Origin of the sequence: Loigolactobacillus binensis (assembly GCF_005405165.1) — a bacterium.
Taxonomy (GTDB): domain Bacteria; phylum Bacillota; class Bacilli; order Lactobacillales; family Lactobacillaceae; genus Loigolactobacillus; species Loigolactobacillus binensis.
The window spans coordinates 1-16,065 of sequence record NZ_BJDN01000040.1; the positions used below are offsets into that span (position 1 = coordinate 1).

Consider the following 16,065-nt stretch of genomic DNA (forward strand, 5'->3'; position numbering starts at 1 on the left):
CTATAATAATAAAAGAATTAGAACAAAACTGGCCGGAAAAACTCCGGTTCAATACCGAAATCTTTCCGACCAGTTAGTTGCTTAAAATTTACTCCAATTTATGGGGTTCAGTTCACTCTGCAAAAGTAGAGCTTCTTTTTGTGCCTTCTTGCCATTTCTAATTTACCTTCGGCGTTGCCAGGTGTGCCGTCCATGATAAAAGGCCAAGACTTTTGTCCTGACTTTGATATTACGATTGATTTGAAATATCAATTTTAGCGTATTAATTCTTAATTTCTTTCACGAGATCGAAAAGTGCTTCTAGTGCAGCCGTGTAGTTGATTGACTGTGCATAGTCATATTGTTGCTGGTACTGTTGCCATGAAGTGTGTAAGCTTTCAGAATCGGATAGGGCACTGATTTCAGTTAAGCGATTTTCAATCGTTTTGGCTGAGATATGATCAAACGCCGTGCTTTTGAAAAATTCTTTTTTTAAAAGCACAAGATCAATGTCAGTTCGATAGAGAATGGACAATGAGTAAACATCAAACAAATCCTTAGCCCGAGTGTTTAACATGCCATGATTTAGAAATGCTGATAACTTGTCTGCCAAGATTTTTTCAACGGGGATGCCATAAACTGGAAACTTTTCATCGGCGTTTAAAATACTTTGGTGATCAAGCATGATTGGAATCGTCTCATAGGGATTACCTTTTGAAATATCCAGCTTTACACTGACTTTGCTTTTTCCCATTTGTGCCAGCAGGTTGACACGCATTCCGGGATAATCATCATCAAGTTGTTTTTGTTCAATCGACTTGATTGCAAAATTGACATAATCGGTGGATTGCTCGAAGACTTCATTCAAAACGGTTGCTAATTTATCTGGTTGCAAGGCTGGTCCAACATAGATTGCATCAAGATCTTGGGTCATTCTATTTTCAATTCCAATTAAGCTTTGAATTTCGAAGCCACCTTTAAGAACGAAGTATCGACGATAATTAGATTCGGAGATTTGCTTTAAAAAGTGTTCTAGAAAAAAGAGTTTCTGAAAGTGTTGAATATTGTAGCCGAGCTCACGGGCACGTTTGCTGATCATTGGTAGAATTTTATCAACTTCACTCATTGCAGGTAGACCTCCATTACTTTTAGCAAGGTACTGTTTGGGTATAATTTATTCTTGATTTCGGTTAAGCCTTTAAGCTGTTCTGCGCTAGGTGAACTTGCTAGATATTTTTTAAGCGCATCATTTTTGATGTAGGGTTGGATTTGTTTTGATTCCCAAACATCTAATAAGGTTCGTTCCTTGGAGTAAACTTGAACCATACCACCGTTTTCGGTTTGGCCGGCTTCGATACCAAGTAAATAGCGCTTTTTCGATAGATAGCGTGCCTTAATATGGTACTTTTTCAATGATGCGGCGCTTGGATGATATCCTTGAGGAAAGGTCAGATCGTAATGAAGCGGCATTTCATCAGTTAAATCATGAATGATCAGGGCACTGACTAACGAGAAGACACTGCGCGAGAACTTTTGACTGATCAAGCTAAATTCATCGAGTAGATAGCCTGGGAAAATATAGATACCACGATCAATCTTTTCAATGGTGCCATCAGTTGATAATTCACGGATTTTATCCTTGGATAAACCGTATTCTTGTGCAGTTTTGTAAATGAACGTTGGGTAGTCATGTTCCAGTCGGGTTAAAGTATCCATTGCTATCAAGCTCCTTCCCTATATACTATAATTTATTATATTTATAGTATATAGGTTAGAGAAGTGATTCGCAACTCTCGATACGACTTTACTATGTTTCGGCTTGATTGATTAATACTTCATCTACTAATAACACGAGTTTTTATCAATTATATTTACTCGTTGGCTCAGAAAATAGCAATCTTTACGTAAGGCTTAACAGTAATGGAGAACGTTTTTTGGTATTATTATGGTTGTCGTAAAATGATCGTTTAGGGGGGTGCTGAAATGAAGATGCTTAAACCGCTGGATATTCCGATCATTATTCTTTTGATCGTTCTCTGTTTTATACCGACTGGCATCTTTATGTGGCAACAACGGTCCGTTAATGCAGCCAGTGAGTTATATGCCACGATCCGAGTTGACCGCAAAGTAGTCAAGAAAGTTGATCTGACCGCTAACAAAAAACATTATACCTTTGTGCTCCATCCCCATCGCGGTCAATATAACGTTATTGAAGTTGCCGGCGATCAGATCAGAGATAAAGCGGATAATACACCGGATCAAGTTGCCGTCCATACTAGCTGGATCAGCAAATTAGGTCAGCAAAGTATTTGCTTACCGCATAAACTTGTTATTGAAATTAAGAGTAAGGATAAACAAGCGAATAGTAGTACTGGAACGGGCATGGTTCAGCCTTAATTGGGAAGACATAATTTAAGTGTGCTTAGCGTTGTAAATTATGATGTTTTTTTCGTTGCTATTTTTAGGGTGATTTAAGCAAGGAATACACTGTTACCGTGATGCTGCTTCAAACAAAATAATATAAAAAATTAGCCGGCGCTTGTTATTTATTAAATCTTAAGTGGTTCTACGGGCTAAAGAGGGATAGAATCGGACTTAGTTGTTTAACGCTTTAAATTTTTTTGTTGTAGGAGGCAAATTTTATTTTGCATAATTATCGACTCAAAAGAAAATATCGGCGCCGCTTACGCCGTATCGAGTTGATCATTGTATTGTTAGGCGTCATAACGGTTGGGTTGCTAAGCTGGCATCTGGTTAGTGAAAATAATCATGCGGAGCAACAAACGCACGCACAAGCGGCGTCAGTCAGCACCCCAACTGTGAGCAAGGCCACAGTAGCAGCCAATAAAAAGCGCAGCATTATTGCGCAAAATCTGCAAACTTACTTAGATAAAGTAACTGCCGATGGCGATGCCAGTGTTAGTTTTTATAGTTTGGCCGCGACGAGTGGCTCAACGGCTGCTACTACCACCGATCAGTTGGTGTATGGTAACGGTAAAATTAATGTGAATAGCAATGCTACGACCACAGAAACTTCGGCTAGCACTTATAAGCTTTTTATTGCGGCGTATCTATTTCACTTACATAAAGCAGGTAAGTTCAGTTGGACAGCGGCCAACAAAAGTGGCTTTTACCAGATGGTGGTCAATTCTAGCAATGATTACCCACAGCGTATTTTGACCACTTATGGTCGTTCTAGGATCAATGCGTTTATCAAACGGCAAGGTTGGGCTAGTCCAGTTTTTTATGGTGATGGCACAGCATCCAGTACGACTAGCAAAAGCCTGCGGGAACTATTACAGGCCTTAGCTGCTGGCACCGGTGCTTTTAGCAATGCCAGCGACCGGCAATATTTATTATCCTTAATGAAGGCGCAAATCTATCGTGATGGTATTCCAACTGGGGTGGCGTCAGTCGACAGTGGCGCCACGGTGGCTGATAAAGTTGGCTTTTTAGACGACATCAATAATGATGCTGGCATCGTCACTACCAGTGCTGGTCAGCGCTATATTTTGGTGATCATGACCCACGGACACAATCAAACGATGTTAGACTTTTCCCGGATCGCAGCAATTGCAGCCAAAGTGCAAACTATTGTTTACGGTGCCAATGCCGGTACGCAGCTAATCAACTACAGTGCTGATTAGCGTGTGTTGCAAAAGGTTTAGATAAGTCAGATCGTCGGTGCAATACTGGCAATAGTTACCATAAAATAGTCCTATGACTACTGATCTCAGTAGCTATAGGACTATTTGTGAACTGATAATTGCTGGATCAGTGCGCTGGAAAATTTTAGTACTGAAAATAAGCCAAAATACTTGCCTTAGTGTGCACTTCAAGGTTTATGCTAGACCTGTTAAATGAAATCAAGGAGATGTTTTTTTGAAAGCAGCAGTGTTTATGGAACCAGGGAAAGTTGTTGTGCAAGAGGTTGACAAACCAAAAATTGAAAAGCCGACGGATGCGATCATTCGTATTGTTCGGGCTTGCGTGTGTGGATCAGATCTGTGGTGGTACCGGGGAATTGCCAAACGTGAACCTAATTCGTTAGTTGGTCACGAAGCCATTGGTGTGGTCGAAGAAGTTGGTGCAGCCGTGACTGACATAAAAGTTGGTGATTTTGTTATCGCGCCCTTCACCCATGGCTGTGGCCACTGCGCCGCTTGTTTAGCCGGTTTTGATGGTGATTGCTTGAACCAAGAAGCTGGTGGCAATGGTGGTTATCAAGGTGAATATTTACGCTTTGCCAGCGCTAATTGGGCACTGGTCAAGATCCCAGGTGATCCGAAAACCTATTCCGATGAAATGCTCAATTCATTTTTAGCTTTGGCCGATGTTATGGCGACTGGGTATCACGCTGCGGCCAGTGCGGAAGTCAAGGCTGGCGCCACCGTGGTTGTTTTTGGTGATGGCGCTGTCGGTTTGTGTGGTGTGATCGCCGCTAAATTGCGCGGTGCAAAACGGATCATTGCCATGAGTCGACACGCTGATCGGCAAAAATTAGCTCGTGAGTTTGGTGCGACGGACATCGTTCCGGAACGTGGTGCTGCTGCCGTTAAACGGGTACTAGAATTAACCAATAATAATGGTGCTGACGCAGTGCTTGAATGCGTGGGGACAGAACAATCTGTTGCAACCGCAGTTAAGGTCGGCCGGCCTGGAGCTATTGTTGGGCGCGTTGGTGTCCCACAAAAGGCCGAAATGAACACGAATGAATTATTCTGGCGTAATATTGGGTTACGCGGCGGCATCGCTTCCGTGACAACGGATGACCGGGCCGTTTTGCTGACCGCCGTTTTAAACGGTAAAATTCAGCCTGGTAAGGTTTTCACGCAGCGCTTTGATCTTGATCACATCCAAAATGCCTATGCAGCCATGGACCAGCGGACGGCCATTAAATCATTGATAACAATCAGTGAGCTTTAAAAAAGGTTACAGCTTGATTTTAACCTACAGAAATTGCACCGTTATTTATTTAGAAGCCAATTTTTGCATTTAAATAGAGCGGTGGTATAAGTAATTTATGGTGCAACTCGGTTTTTTCTTCCAAACAATACAGGCAAGCCAGGTTCCATCAGGCAACTTTTTCCACTTTCCTATTGCACCTGGTGTAAGGACTGCTCATGATTAGAATTGTGTTAACGCAGGCTTCACTATCAACAGCTGTTGCAGATCAAGTTCTGCAGCAGCTGTTTTTGGTTGAATGTCGTATAATGTAATTATCAAACGATTCGAGGAGGTACTTATGACAGAATTGACACGTTTTTATCAGTTGTTTCAACCAACGCATTATAATATTTATTTAGATATCCAGCGAGCGACTAAAAAAATTAGTGGGGAAACGACGATCACCGGAATCGCTAAGCAAACCGCCATTGCGATCCATCAAAAAGGCTTAGCGATTACCACCGTGCAGATTGCTGGGCAAGATGTTGCATTTACCGTTGATGATGCGGCCGAGGCGGTGCGGATCGACTTAGCCCAAGCCGGTGAAGTGACGTTGAAGATCAGTTACACTGCTGCTTTAACGGATTCAATGATGGGCATCTATCCTTCTTATTACGAAGTTGCGGGTGTGAAGAAGCAAATTATCGGCACACAGTTTGAAACTACTGCGGCGCGGCAGGCTTTTCCTTGTGTCGATGAACCTGAGGCAAAGGCCACCTTTGACTTAGCAATCAAATTTGATGAACATGCTGGGGAAACGATCATCAGCAATATGCCGGAAGTAAGAACAGAAAAGGGCGTTCATTATTTTGACACAACGGTGCGCATGTCCACATACTTGATTGCCTTCGCTTTTGGCGAGTTACAGCGTAAATTAACGACAACTAAAAGTGGTGTTCAAGTTGGTGTTTTTGCCACTAAAGCCCATCAGACCAACGAATTAGATTTTGCATTGGATATTGCCAAACGAGCCATCGAATTCTATGAAGATTTTTACCAAACACCTTATCCGTTGCCTCATTCTTGGCAGTTGGCGCTACCTGATTTTTCTGCCGGTGCGATGGAAAATTGGGGACTAGTTACTTATCGTGAGGCTTATCTGGTATTGGATCCAGATAACACTGCGTTGGAAATGAAGCAGCGTGTGGCTACTGTGATCGCTCATGAATTAGCCCACCAATGGTTCGGCGATCTGGTCACTATGAAGTGGTGGGATGATCTGTGGCTTAATGAAAGTTTTGCCAACATGATGGAATACGTTGCGGTGGATGCACTGGAGCCGGAATGGCATATTTGGGAAACTTTCCAGACTTCTGAAGCCGCAGCCGCATTACAACGGGATGCGACTGACGGCGTGCAGTCTGTCCATGTACAAGTTGAAAATCCGGCCGAGATCGACGCCTTATTTGACAGTGCGATCGTTTATGCCAAAGGGGCGCGAATGCTGGTCATGGTGCGTGCTATGTTAGGTGACGATGCGCTACGTGCTGGCTTAAAGGCTTACTTTGCTGCCCATCAGTATGGCAATGCAACTGGTGCCGATTTATGGCAGGCATTGGGAACTGCTTCAGCGATCGACGTTGGGGTGATCATGAATTCATGGCTGGAACAGCCTGGTTATCCCGTGGTTGCAGTTGCTGTGGTTGACGGGCAATTGACCTTACGCCAACAGCAATTCTTTATTGGGGCTGGTCATGAAGTTGACCGCCAATGGCAAATTCCGTTACACAGTAACTACGCCACGGTACCGGCAATTTTAGCGCGAACAAGTTTAACTTTAGGGGACTACGCTGAATTACGTCAGGCCAATGGGCAGCCGTTCCGCTTGAATGTAGGGAATAATTCACATTTCATCGTCAAATATGACCATACTTTGTTGCAGGATATTTTGGCTAATATCACTTCGTTAAGCGCCATTGATCAGTTGCAAATTTTACAAGATCTGCGTTTATTAGCGGAAGGGCACCAAATCGCTTACGCAGAAATTGTGCCTTTGCTGGCACGTTTTGCGACTAGTCATTCAACTGTTGTTAACGCTGCTTTGTATCAAGTAGCCGGTAATTTGAAGAAATTTGTCACGCCGCATTCACCGGCTGAACAAAACTTACAAACCTTATTTGACCAATTAAGTCGGGCCCAGGTTGCGCGTTTAGGCTGGACAGCTGTACCAAACGAATCCAACGATGATCAATTGACACGGCCTTACGTTTTAAGCGCTGCTTTATACGCTAAAAACGCCCAGGCTGTCGCGGCCGCTCATGATCTATTTACGGCTAATAAGACCAAGTTAGCGGCCTTACCAGCCGATGTTCGGGTGTTCGTTTTGCGCAATGAGGTTAAGCATTTTGGCAGCACGACACTGTTTGAACGGCTTTTAGCTGCCTATCGCCAGTCTGCTGATGCAAGCTACAAAGCGGATTTATGTGCTGCTTTGACTAGCACGCCAGATCCTGCCTTGATCAAGCTTTTGTTGGCAAAATTTGCGGATGCCGACACGATCAAACCACAGGATCTGCGGGCTTGGTACCGTGGTGTTTTAGCTAATGATGCCGGTCAACAGGCAGCTTGGGATTGGCTGCGCAATGATTGGCAGTGGCTGGAAGACACTGTGGGTGGTGACATGGAATTTTCAACGTACATCACGGTTACTGCGGGAATCTTCCACACACCAACGCGGTTAGCGGAATTTAAGACTTTCTTCGAGCCTAAATTAGCGACGCCAGGTTTGACCCGAGAGATCACAATGGACATTAAAATAATCACCAGTCGGGTGGCACTGATCGCCGCCGAACAGGAAGCAGTTAATGCGGCAGTTGCCGCTGTTATTGCTTAAATCGCCACTTAAAAAACCTTACCAATGCAACTGGTAAGGTTTTTTGCTTGCTTTTATTTCTCAACAACTTCAGCACTGAGAATATCCTTTGCGTTGAATTGTTTATGTTCACTACCTTGATAGGTAATATCATAGCTAGTAGCCCGGCCAATATTTAGAAAATCATGGCTGGTAGTTTCGATGACGGCATCGTTGGTCGTAACCGCGACTGTGGAAACTTCTTCTAAAGTGATAGTTTGACCATTAGCTAATTTTAACGTTAAAATATTATTCATGGTGATCTCCTTTCGATAATTTTATTCATTACTCCGGCAACAATTTACATACGTCAGCTCTTTTCAACCACTTATTAGTTTTAAAATAAGTATCACATTATAAATTGTATCACTATCTGCACGGTAAATATATGGAACCACGTGCGCATGACCAAAGGACAATTGCGTGATTCCTTGGCATAGGGTATTATAGATGTAAACGGTTTGCGGTTAGGTGGTGACCAATCTGTGTATTGGCAAAAATTTAAACAATTGGATAGTACGCGGTTTAAATTTATTTTAAAAGGGCTGATCGTGGGGTTATTAAGTGGCGTGGTGGTCAGTACATTTCGTTTATTGATCGAGATCAGTTTGGATCGTGTGATTAAGATGTACCAATGGTTACATTTTCATCCGGTTTGGCTATTGCCACTGGTGGTGGTCAGTATTTGTCTAGCAGGAGTGATCGGTTTATTAGTTAAAGGTGAGCCGAATATAATGGGTTCCGGCATTCCGCAAGTCGAAGGCCAGCTAGACGGAGATTTGACCATTGGCTGGTGGCCTGTGTTGTGGCGTAAGTTTACGGCCGGCGTATTGGGAATTGGACCAGGTTTATTTCTTGGTCGGGAAGGACCGTCGATCCAATTAGGGGCCGCGGTTGGGCAAGGAGTGGCTACCCGGCTGGGCCATTCGGAATCGGAAAAGCGGATCATGTTGGCCAGCGGCGCCGCTGCTGGCTTGGCGGCTGCCTTTAATGCACCAATTGCTGGCACCTTGTTTGTGTTGGAAGAAATTTACCATAATTTTTCACCGTTAGTGTGGATGACTTCTCTGGCCAGTGCCATTGCTGCGGATTTTATTTCGTTAAATTTCTTTGGCTTGATCCCAGTATTACATATGCGCTATGCTTATAGTTTTCCGTTACATTTATATTGGGAGTTAATTGTTTTAGGAATCGTTTTAGGATTGCTGGGCTACTTCTATCAGCGCGTTTTACTAGCCTTACCCCGTTGGTATGGTCATCTAAAAGGGTTGCCCCGTTATTTTCATGGTGTGGTGCCCTTGTTAGTGGTGATCCCGATCGGTTATTTTTGGCCGCATAGTTTAGGTGGTGGCAATCTAGTTATTTTAGGGTTAGCAACTAAGTTACCTAGTTTTTGGCCGCTGTTGGCGTTATTCTTATTGCGCTTTATTTTTTCCATGATTTCGTATGGTTCTGGTTTACCTGGGGGAATTTTTCTGCCGATTCTGACCTTAGGCGCTTTGATTGGTGCATTGCTAGGCACGTTGTTTGCACAATGGCAGTTGATGCCGGCAATGTACATCATGAATTTTGTGATCTTTGCCATGGCAGGTTATTTTGCGGGTATTGGTAAGGCACCGTTTACTGCGATTTTATTGATCACTGAAATGGTTGGTGATCTGCGCCATTTAATGCCGTTGGCGTTAGTGTCGCTAGTGGCTTATTTGGTGGTGGATCTGCTAGGCGGCGCACCGATCTATGAGTCGTTACTGAATCGCTTAACGGCTACGCCAACACCGCCAGCAGCCAATGGAGAAAATGATCGTTTAGAGATCCCAGTTTTTGCTGGTAGTCCGTTAGAAGATGATCAAGTCCGTGACGTTCAATGGCCGCAAGAGGGATTATTGATCGCTATTCGCCGGCAAAATCGGGAATTGATCCCGCATGGAGATACCTTATTACGTGCTGGGGATATGTTGATCGTCGCAACAACTTGTGAACAGCGTGGTTCAGTGCGCCACCAATTGATGGCCATTGCTAGTCAGCCTAAGAATTGACAAACTTGATGATTTTAGTTTTGTTCTGGGATAATCAATGGTATAATACTACTATTGAACTTAACCGGTTGGTCACAATAAATTGGCCAGTCATTGAATACTAACTTAGTGACTACAAGATAGCACATGAATTAGTTTGAATGTTAGGAGGAAACTAGGGTGTACAACACTATCTTAACCCTGTTGTTGATTGTTTCTGTACTAATCGTAATCGCGGTCTTAATGCAGCCAAGCAAACAACAAGATGCATTAAGCGCCTTATCCGGCGGTGCACAGGACCTATTCGGTAAACAAAAGGCACGTGGTTTTGAAGCGTTTATGCAAAAAGTAACGATCGTTTTAGGCGTTCTCTTTTTCGTATTCTCGCTAGCTTTGGCTTACGTGTCATCACACTAGTCGCCACAACCTCCTGTATTTATTGCAGGGGGTTTTTTGCTGATTAAAGGGAATTTTACGATAAGAAATGAGGGTTACTTTGAAAAACGCTGAATTATTTCAAGCAGAAGTATTAGATTTTTTAACTAAACACGCCAATCATTATTTTACGGCTGAAGAATTAGATCAACAGTTGCATTTACGTAATGCTGCTGCATTTAAAGTTTTAGTGCAAACATTAACACAATTACAACAGGCTAAAAAAATTAAGTTAAATGGCAGCGGTCACTTTGGTGTGGCCGTTGAGCGCCAAAAGGTAAGTGGTGTTTTTCACGCCAACGACCGTGGTTTTGGTTTTATTAGCTATGATCCGGAATTACCTGACGTTTATGTGTCAGCCGACAATACGGTATTTGCTTTAAATGGCGATGAAGTTGAGGCCGAAGTGATCAAAGAAGCTATACCGAATAGTGGTAAGGGGCCTGAAGGTAAGATCACGAACATTATCACCCGTAATTTTACGACGGTGGTTGGTGAATTTACCGGTTTTCCCCCGAGCCAAATTGCAAGTTCTGGGCAGTACGGCTACGTTAGTTTAACCCAACGTAGCTTACAGGACGTGCCGGTTTTCATCACCGATGACGGCGTGCAACCGCAGGATGGTGATATGGTAGTCGTTGATATTACTAAATTTCCAAGTCTTGATAACCCTAAGAGCATGTTGGGGATCGCTAAGCAGGATCTAGGTAATAAAAATGCTCCCGGTGTTGATATTTTGTCGATCGTTTATCGGCACGGTATTCCCACTGAGTTTCCCGACGCGGTTCTGGCGGAAGCCAACGAAATTCCCAGTGAAGTTTTACCAGCTGAAAAACAAGGCCGGCGCGATTTAACGGATCAAGATTTTGTGACTATTGACGGGGATACTTCTAAAGACTTTGATGATGCGGTAGTCGTTTGGAAAATGGCTAACGGCCATTACCATTTAGGCGTCAGTATTGCTGATGTTGCCCATTATGTGCGGCCAGGGACGGCCTTAAATGCCGAAGCCTTTGACCGCGGGACCAGTACCTATTTAACGGATCGTGTTTTACCCATGCTGCCAGAACGCTTATCTAACGGTATCTGTTCATTGAACCCCCAAGTTGAACGTTTGACGATGACCTGTGAAATGGAGATCGACGGTCAAGGCCAAGTGGTCAAACATGAGATCTTTCCAGCAGTGATCAAAAGCTCGGCGCGGATGACTTATAAGGCAGTTAACCAGATTTTGGACGAAAACGATGCGGAAGTGCGCGCTCAATATGCTGAATTAGTTCCAATGTTTGAGCAGATGGGCGAGCTACACAAAATTTTATTCAAAATGCGGCATGATCGGGGCGCAATTGATTTTGATAAGCCTGAAGCTAAGATCATCGTTGACGAAGATGGTCATCCGATCGACATCGAGGTTGCAGAACGCGGAACCAGTGAACGGATGATCGAATCCTTCATGTTGGCAGCTAATGAAACCGTTGCGGAACATTACAATAAGTTGTACGTTCCTTTCTTATACCGGGTTCATGAAACCCCAGATAGTGAGAAAATGCGGGCCTTCTACGAATTTATCAATAATATTGGGGTCGTCGCTAAAGGCGATAGTGAGAATATTAAGCCGCGGATGTTGCAAGCTGTATTGGCTAAAATTGAAGGCCAACCGGTGCAGCCTGTTATTCAGATCATGATGTTGCGTAGTATGAAACAAGCGAAATACGCCGATCAACTGTTAGGCCATTTCGGTTTGGCCGCGCAATACTACACTCATTTTACGTCACCTATTCGCCGGTACCCTGATTTAATGGTTCATCGCTTGATCCATTGGTACATGGAAAATGGCACTGACGAAGAAGCACAAGATCAATATCGTGACCAATTAGCTGATATCGCTAAACACAGTTCAGAAATGGAACGGCGTTCGATTGATGCTGAACGGGATACGGATGACTTAAAGAAAGCCGAATTTATGTTGCCGCATGTTGGGGAAGACTTTGATGCGGTGGTTAGTTCCGTTACTAAGTTCGGTTTATTCATTGAATTACCGAACACAGTTGAAGGCTTAGTCCATATTTCCACAATGGGTGATGACTATTATAACTTTATTGAAAGTTACATGGCGATGGTCGGCGAACATACCAAGAAAACTTATCGTGTCGGTCAGCCCGTTAAGGTGACTTTAACGGATGTCGATATGGATCAAAGCCAGATCAACTTTAAATTATTACCAGATGAAAATACGCCAACTAGTGATTTAGGCGATCTAGTTGAACGGCCCAAACCACGGCGTAACTTCCAACATCGTGATGGTGGCAATAATCGGCGACCTGGTGGTAACAGCAATCGTAATGGCAATAGCCGTGGTGGCTATCGGGGCAACCGCAATGGTAGCCAATCCGGCAACCATAAACGCACCGGCGCCAGCAACAATGGTGGTAATCGTAATCATTCTGGTGCTAGCAATGGTAATAGCGGTAGTCGCAACCAACGTACTGGTGGTGGCAATAGCAACCATCCCTTTACGATCCGCAATAGTCAAGGCCACGGCAACCACAAATAAATTTTCCCAGCGGATAATTAACTAAAGTAGAGGTGATCGGAGTGGCTAAAAAAACAAAATCAACTGATAATGTTTTAGCGCAGAATAAAAAGGCGCGTCACGATTACACTATATTGGAAACTTACGAAGCTGGTTTAGTACTGACCGGCACGGAGATCAAATCAGTCCGTAACGGACGGATCAACCTAAAGGATGGATTTGCCCGGGTACGTCAAGGTGAAGTGTGGTTGGAAAATGTTCACATCAGCCCTTACGAACAAGGCAATCAGTTTAATGTTGATCCACTACGTAATCGGAAATTATTATTACAGAAAAAAGAAATTAAAAAGTTACTTGAAGCTACCAAAGGCACAGGGATCACTTTGGTGCCACTGCGCGTTTATTTAAAACACGGTTTTGCTAAGTTGTTGTTAGGCGTGGCAAAAGGTAAACATAGTTATGATAAACGTGAAACGCTGAAACGCCGCGATCAAGATCGTGAGCTGCAGCGGGTCATGAAGAATCGGTAGTACTAAAAAACGCGTCACAAGTGAGCAACTTGTGGCGCGCTTTTTTATTGAACCCGCTTGAGAAAGCCACTGATGGTATCTTCAATAACGGTTTGTAATTGCTGGCTTAAATAGCGCGGTGTGGTTGGTTGGCCATTTTGCAACCAATCGACGATCACACTGACTACGGCGCGAGAAAAGTATTCCCGTAAAAAGTTTAAGTAGTCGCCGGTCAACGGAATATTTTTTGTTTTCAGAAGGTCACGGACAACAGTATCTGTTAATTGCTTGGTATGGGCGAGAAAATATTGATCAAAGGAGTTCTGTTCACTGATAGCCAGTGCGTTGCGATAAAAGGTTCGGTTATCTTCTAAATAATTTAGTAGGTCCAATAAGGAAGAGGTCCAGTGCTCAAAGTCCAAGTTTTCTTCGAGCGCAGTACCAGCCTCGGTATTAAAAATCCAAGCCAGCAGGTCATATTTATCTTGAAAATACTCATAAAAAGTTTGCCGCCGTAACTGAGCTTGTTGCATGATCATCGTCACACTGATCTGCTTAAAAGCCTTGGTCAGCATCAGTGTTTTAAAGGCAGTGGCGATTTGTTGTTGCGTGATTGATGGCATGAAGAAACCTTCTCTTTTCGAGTTTAGCTGCGCGGTAACCGTTACTTATAATGTAGCATATTTGGCTAAAAAAAGAGCTGGAATGAATTTTTTGTTCTAGCCCTCAAATTTAATTAAGCTTTAGCTGGTCGGCGGTAAATTAACCGCAAACTTAAACTGAATAATGCGATCACTAATAAAATTAAGATCAAACGTAATAAAACGCTAAGACTGTTGATTCGGGATATCCAGTAGCCAACGGCCAATGCGATCACCGTTAAAATGAGGTTGACCAGCCATTGATTAGGGGTAAAGGCGTTACCACCGTTATTTTCCCGTTGCCGGCGAGCAATGATCGGCATGATCAAGCCGATGGCACAAAGACCGATCGTGACGACAATATTCATGATCAAAGAATCAGTCCATAATTGTGTGCCCGGTTTGGCGTCAGTCGGAAAGAAGGCGGCCACGGCTGAAAAGAAAGTGACAACAAACATCCAAATCCCGACACTGAAACCGAGATGATCATTTTTGATGTACTTATAGGCAGGTGTTGGGTAGCGGTCGCTGTGGAGACGCACCATCATAAAGGCCCAGAACAAGAAGCAGGTTGCAAATGGTGAGACGATTCCGTTTAAGTTTAATAGCCAGTTAAAGATATCGTTGATCTGTGGCAGTAAGCCGCCTAAAAACATGATCACTGCACAGATCGCTGTGGTCATCCAGTAGCCATTGATCGGCAGCCCATCTGCGTTAAGTTTTGATAATTGTTTTGGCATGTATTTTTTGCTGATGTCGCCGAGAAATACCCGGGTGCCAGCATCAAGCAAAACGGCAAGCTGAGCGCACATATAGATGGCTTGGGTGACTGCAAAAATGTACATCAAGATTTTACCCCAACCAAAGTGTTGGCCCAACGCTAAGAACGCGTAGTAAGACCCATTCATTTTTAGATCATTCGGTAAATGGTGGGCGTTAAAAAAGACGCCTAGTGAAAATGAGCCGAAGACGGTTAAAAAGGCAGTCATAACCGCGATCATGATCATCGCCTTAGGAAAATCTTTGCGCGGATTTTTCATATCCGTTACGTAAGGTGCCACTAATTCCGATCCATTCATGGCAAAAATCAATAGGCCTAAGGTCGTGAAGAAGTGGCCATCAATTTTAGGGATAAATGCTTTTGGGGTAAATGGCTGGGTCGCAATATGGCCACCTTTGGTCAAAGCGACTGCGGTCATCAGAACAAATAAAACTGTCATGATGAACATAGCGCTACCACCGATCACACTCATGATCGCCAGTGATTTATTTTTAAATAAATGTTCGAAGAAGATAAAGCCGACAAAGACGATTGTGGTCAAAATACCGAACATGGCCTTGGACATATAGGCGTCCACGTTCCCATTGCCGCGGATCAACCAACCGAAGGCGATCACCACTGAATTGGCGACATCGACGATATAGGGTAAACCAACTACCCAATAGAACCAGGCCGCAAAATAACCAACTTTATCGCCACTGGTGCCGCGAACCCACGAGGTCAAACCGCCACCTTCAGAACTGAAAACTGACCCTAAATGACCGACCATCAGTGAATAAGGTAAGACGTAAACAAAAAGCATAACGACCCACGACGTAACGACGCCGAGGCCTTGATTTTGGAAATTATAAATAATATCATCGAAACCAATGACGGTGACAAAATCCATTAAGGCAATCACCGGCCATTTTAAATAATTGCGATTAGCGCTTTCTAATTCTAGTTTTTCCATAATTTACCTCCAAGAATAGTGAGTAACGACTACTTTGGTGGTAATGGCGGGTTATTTTGGCAAAAGCCGGCGGCACACATGACAATCGTCCTTTCTGCTATAGCATGTATTTGAAAAAATGGCGATCAACGTTTAGGGTACAAACACATTGGTACTAAATAAAAATCAACCTTATCTAGTATAGTGAAAAGGCCATGAAAATACTAGTCCGAAAGTGTTAATTTCACTCTGAACACCTTTAACCAGCAGTTTAAAGGCGCTGAATGCTTGCGCTTTTTTAGCCGTTATTCGGTACTAAAAAAAGCCAATTTCAGTAATGAAATTTGAACTGAACCCCCAGAATTGGAGAAATCCAAATCTGGGGGTTTTATCATGTTTTCAAAAGAAACAAAAATTAAGGCTGTATTTGAATTAATTCAAGG

General features: G+C 43.5%; 14 protein-coding genes. 9 read left to right on the plus strand and 5 right to left on the minus strand.

Translation table 11 applies throughout. The features are described from left to right. The coding region (locus FFM78_RS14215) for an IS3 family transposase (protein ID WP_137637389.1) at positions 1–85 on the plus strand (85 nt) is incomplete at its 5' end. A gap of 177 nt (positions 86–262) precedes the next feature. On the opposite strand, the gene FFM78_RS12800 is transcribed toward FFM78_RS14215, so the two are convergent. Beyond that, a complete protein-coding gene (locus tag FFM78_RS12800) occupies positions 263–1,105 on the minus strand; it encodes a nucleotidyl transferase AbiEii/AbiGii toxin family protein (protein WP_137638789.1) in 843 nt (280 codons plus the stop codon). Then, positions 1,102–1,695 carry a type IV toxin-antitoxin system AbiEi family antitoxin domain-containing protein gene (locus FFM78_RS12805; protein ID WP_137638790.1) on the minus strand — a complete coding sequence of 198 codons (594 nt, stop codon included), beginning with the start codon at positions 1,693–1,695 and terminating at the stop codon, positions 1,102–1,104. Before FFM78_RS12805 ends, FFM78_RS12800 begins: the two co-directional genes overlap by 4 nt. Before the next feature lie 267 nt (positions 1,696–1,962). Between FFM78_RS12805 and FFM78_RS12810 the strand changes: the two genes are divergently transcribed. The 4 genes from FFM78_RS12810 to FFM78_RS12825 all read left to right on the plus strand — a co-directional run bounded on the left by FFM78_RS12810 (position 1,963) and on the right by FFM78_RS12825 (position 7,759). After that, positions 1,963–2,376 carry a NusG domain II-containing protein gene (locus tag FFM78_RS12810; protein ID WP_137638791.1) on the plus strand — a complete coding sequence of 138 codons (414 nt, stop codon included), beginning with the start codon at positions 1,963–1,965 and terminating at the stop codon, positions 2,374–2,376. A 248-nt stretch (positions 2,377–2,624) separates the two neighbouring features. Further along, a complete protein-coding gene (locus FFM78_RS12815) occupies positions 2,625–3,626 on the plus strand; it encodes a serine hydrolase (RefSeq protein ID WP_223877090.1) in 1,002 nt (333 codons plus the stop codon). 235 nt (positions 3,627–3,861) lie between these two features. Next, entirely contained in the window at positions 3,862–4,905 is a 1,044-nt protein-coding gene (locus tag FFM78_RS12820) for a zinc-dependent alcohol dehydrogenase family protein (protein WP_137638792.1), read from the plus strand. Positions 4,906–5,224: 319 nt separating this feature from the next. After that, complete coding sequence (locus FFM78_RS12825; protein WP_137638793.1) at positions 5,225–7,759, plus strand: M1 family metallopeptidase; 2,535 nt, start codon at positions 5,225–5,227, stop codon at positions 7,757–7,759. Positions 7,760–7,812: 53 nt separating this feature from the next. On the opposite strand, the gene FFM78_RS12830 is transcribed toward FFM78_RS12825, so the two are convergent. Next, a complete protein-coding gene (locus FFM78_RS12830) occupies positions 7,813–8,034 on the minus strand; it encodes a hypothetical protein (protein WP_137638794.1) in 222 nt (73 codons plus the stop codon). Positions 8,035–8,262: 228 nt separating this feature from the next. On the opposite strand from FFM78_RS12830, the gene FFM78_RS12835 reads away from it, so the two are divergent. From FFM78_RS12835 to smpB, 4 genes are all read left to right on the plus strand, one after another. After that, on the plus strand, positions 8,263–9,813 hold the full coding sequence (locus FFM78_RS12835; protein WP_137638795.1) for a ClC family H(+)/Cl(-) exchange transporter: 1,551 nt from the start codon (positions 8,263–8,265) through the stop codon (positions 9,811–9,813). A 159-nt stretch (positions 9,814–9,972) separates the two neighbouring features. Further along, on the plus strand, positions 9,973–10,209 hold the full coding sequence (secG, locus tag FFM78_RS12840; protein WP_003679711.1) for a preprotein translocase subunit SecG: 237 nt from the start codon (positions 9,973–9,975) through the stop codon (positions 10,207–10,209). 79 nt (positions 10,210–10,288) lie between these two features. Then, a complete protein-coding gene (rnr, locus tag FFM78_RS12845; RefSeq protein ID WP_137638796.1) occupies positions 10,289–12,781 on the plus strand; it encodes a ribonuclease R in 2,493 nt (830 codons plus the stop codon). A gap of 41 nt (positions 12,782–12,822) precedes the next feature. After that, positions 12,823–13,290, plus strand: coding sequence for an SsrA-binding protein SmpB (gene smpB, locus FFM78_RS12850; RefSeq protein WP_137638797.1), 468 nt, complete (start codon positions 12,823–12,825; stop codon positions 13,288–13,290). A gap of 44 nt (positions 13,291–13,334) precedes the next feature. Here smpB and dhaS read toward each other — a convergent pair whose 3' ends face one another. Continuing rightward, positions 13,335–13,892 carry a dihydroxyacetone kinase transcriptional activator DhaS gene (gene dhaS / locus FFM78_RS12855; RefSeq protein ID WP_137638798.1) on the minus strand — a complete coding sequence of 186 codons (558 nt, stop codon included), beginning with the start codon at positions 13,890–13,892 and terminating at the stop codon, positions 13,335–13,337. 113 nt (positions 13,893–14,005) lie between these two features. After that, the gene (locus tag FFM78_RS12860) at positions 14,006–15,643 is read right to left on the minus strand and encodes an APC family permease (RefSeq protein WP_137638799.1); all 1,638 of its coding nucleotides are present in this window, start codon (positions 15,641–15,643) and stop codon (positions 14,006–14,008) included. Positions 15,644–16,065 lie beyond the last annotated feature (422 nt).

Coding starts and splice junctions, on each gene's coding strand:
- FFM78_RS12800 (WP_137638789.1), bottom strand. CDS start 1,105: ATGAGTGAAGTTGATAAAATTCTACCAATGATCAGCAAACGTGCCCGT.
- FFM78_RS12805 (WP_137638790.1), bottom strand. CDS start 1,695: ATGGATACTTTAACCCGACTGGAACATGACTACCCAACGTTCATTTAC.
- FFM78_RS12810 (WP_137638791.1), top strand. CDS start 1,963: ATGAAGATGCTTAAACCGCTGGATATTCCGATCATTATTCTTTTGATC.
- FFM78_RS12825 (WP_137638793.1), top strand. CDS start 5,225: ATGACAGAATTGACACGTTTTTATCAGTTGTTTCAACCAACGCATTAT.
- FFM78_RS12830 (WP_137638794.1), bottom strand. CDS start 8,034: ATGAATAATATTTTAACGTTAAAATTAGCTAATGGTCAAACTATCACT.
- dhaS (WP_137638798.1), bottom strand. CDS start 13,892: ATGCCATCAATCACGCAACAACAAATCGCCACTGCCTTTAAAACACTG.
- FFM78_RS12860 (WP_137638799.1), bottom strand. CDS start 15,643: ATGGAAAAACTAGAATTAGAAAGCGCTAATCGCAATTATTTAAAATGG.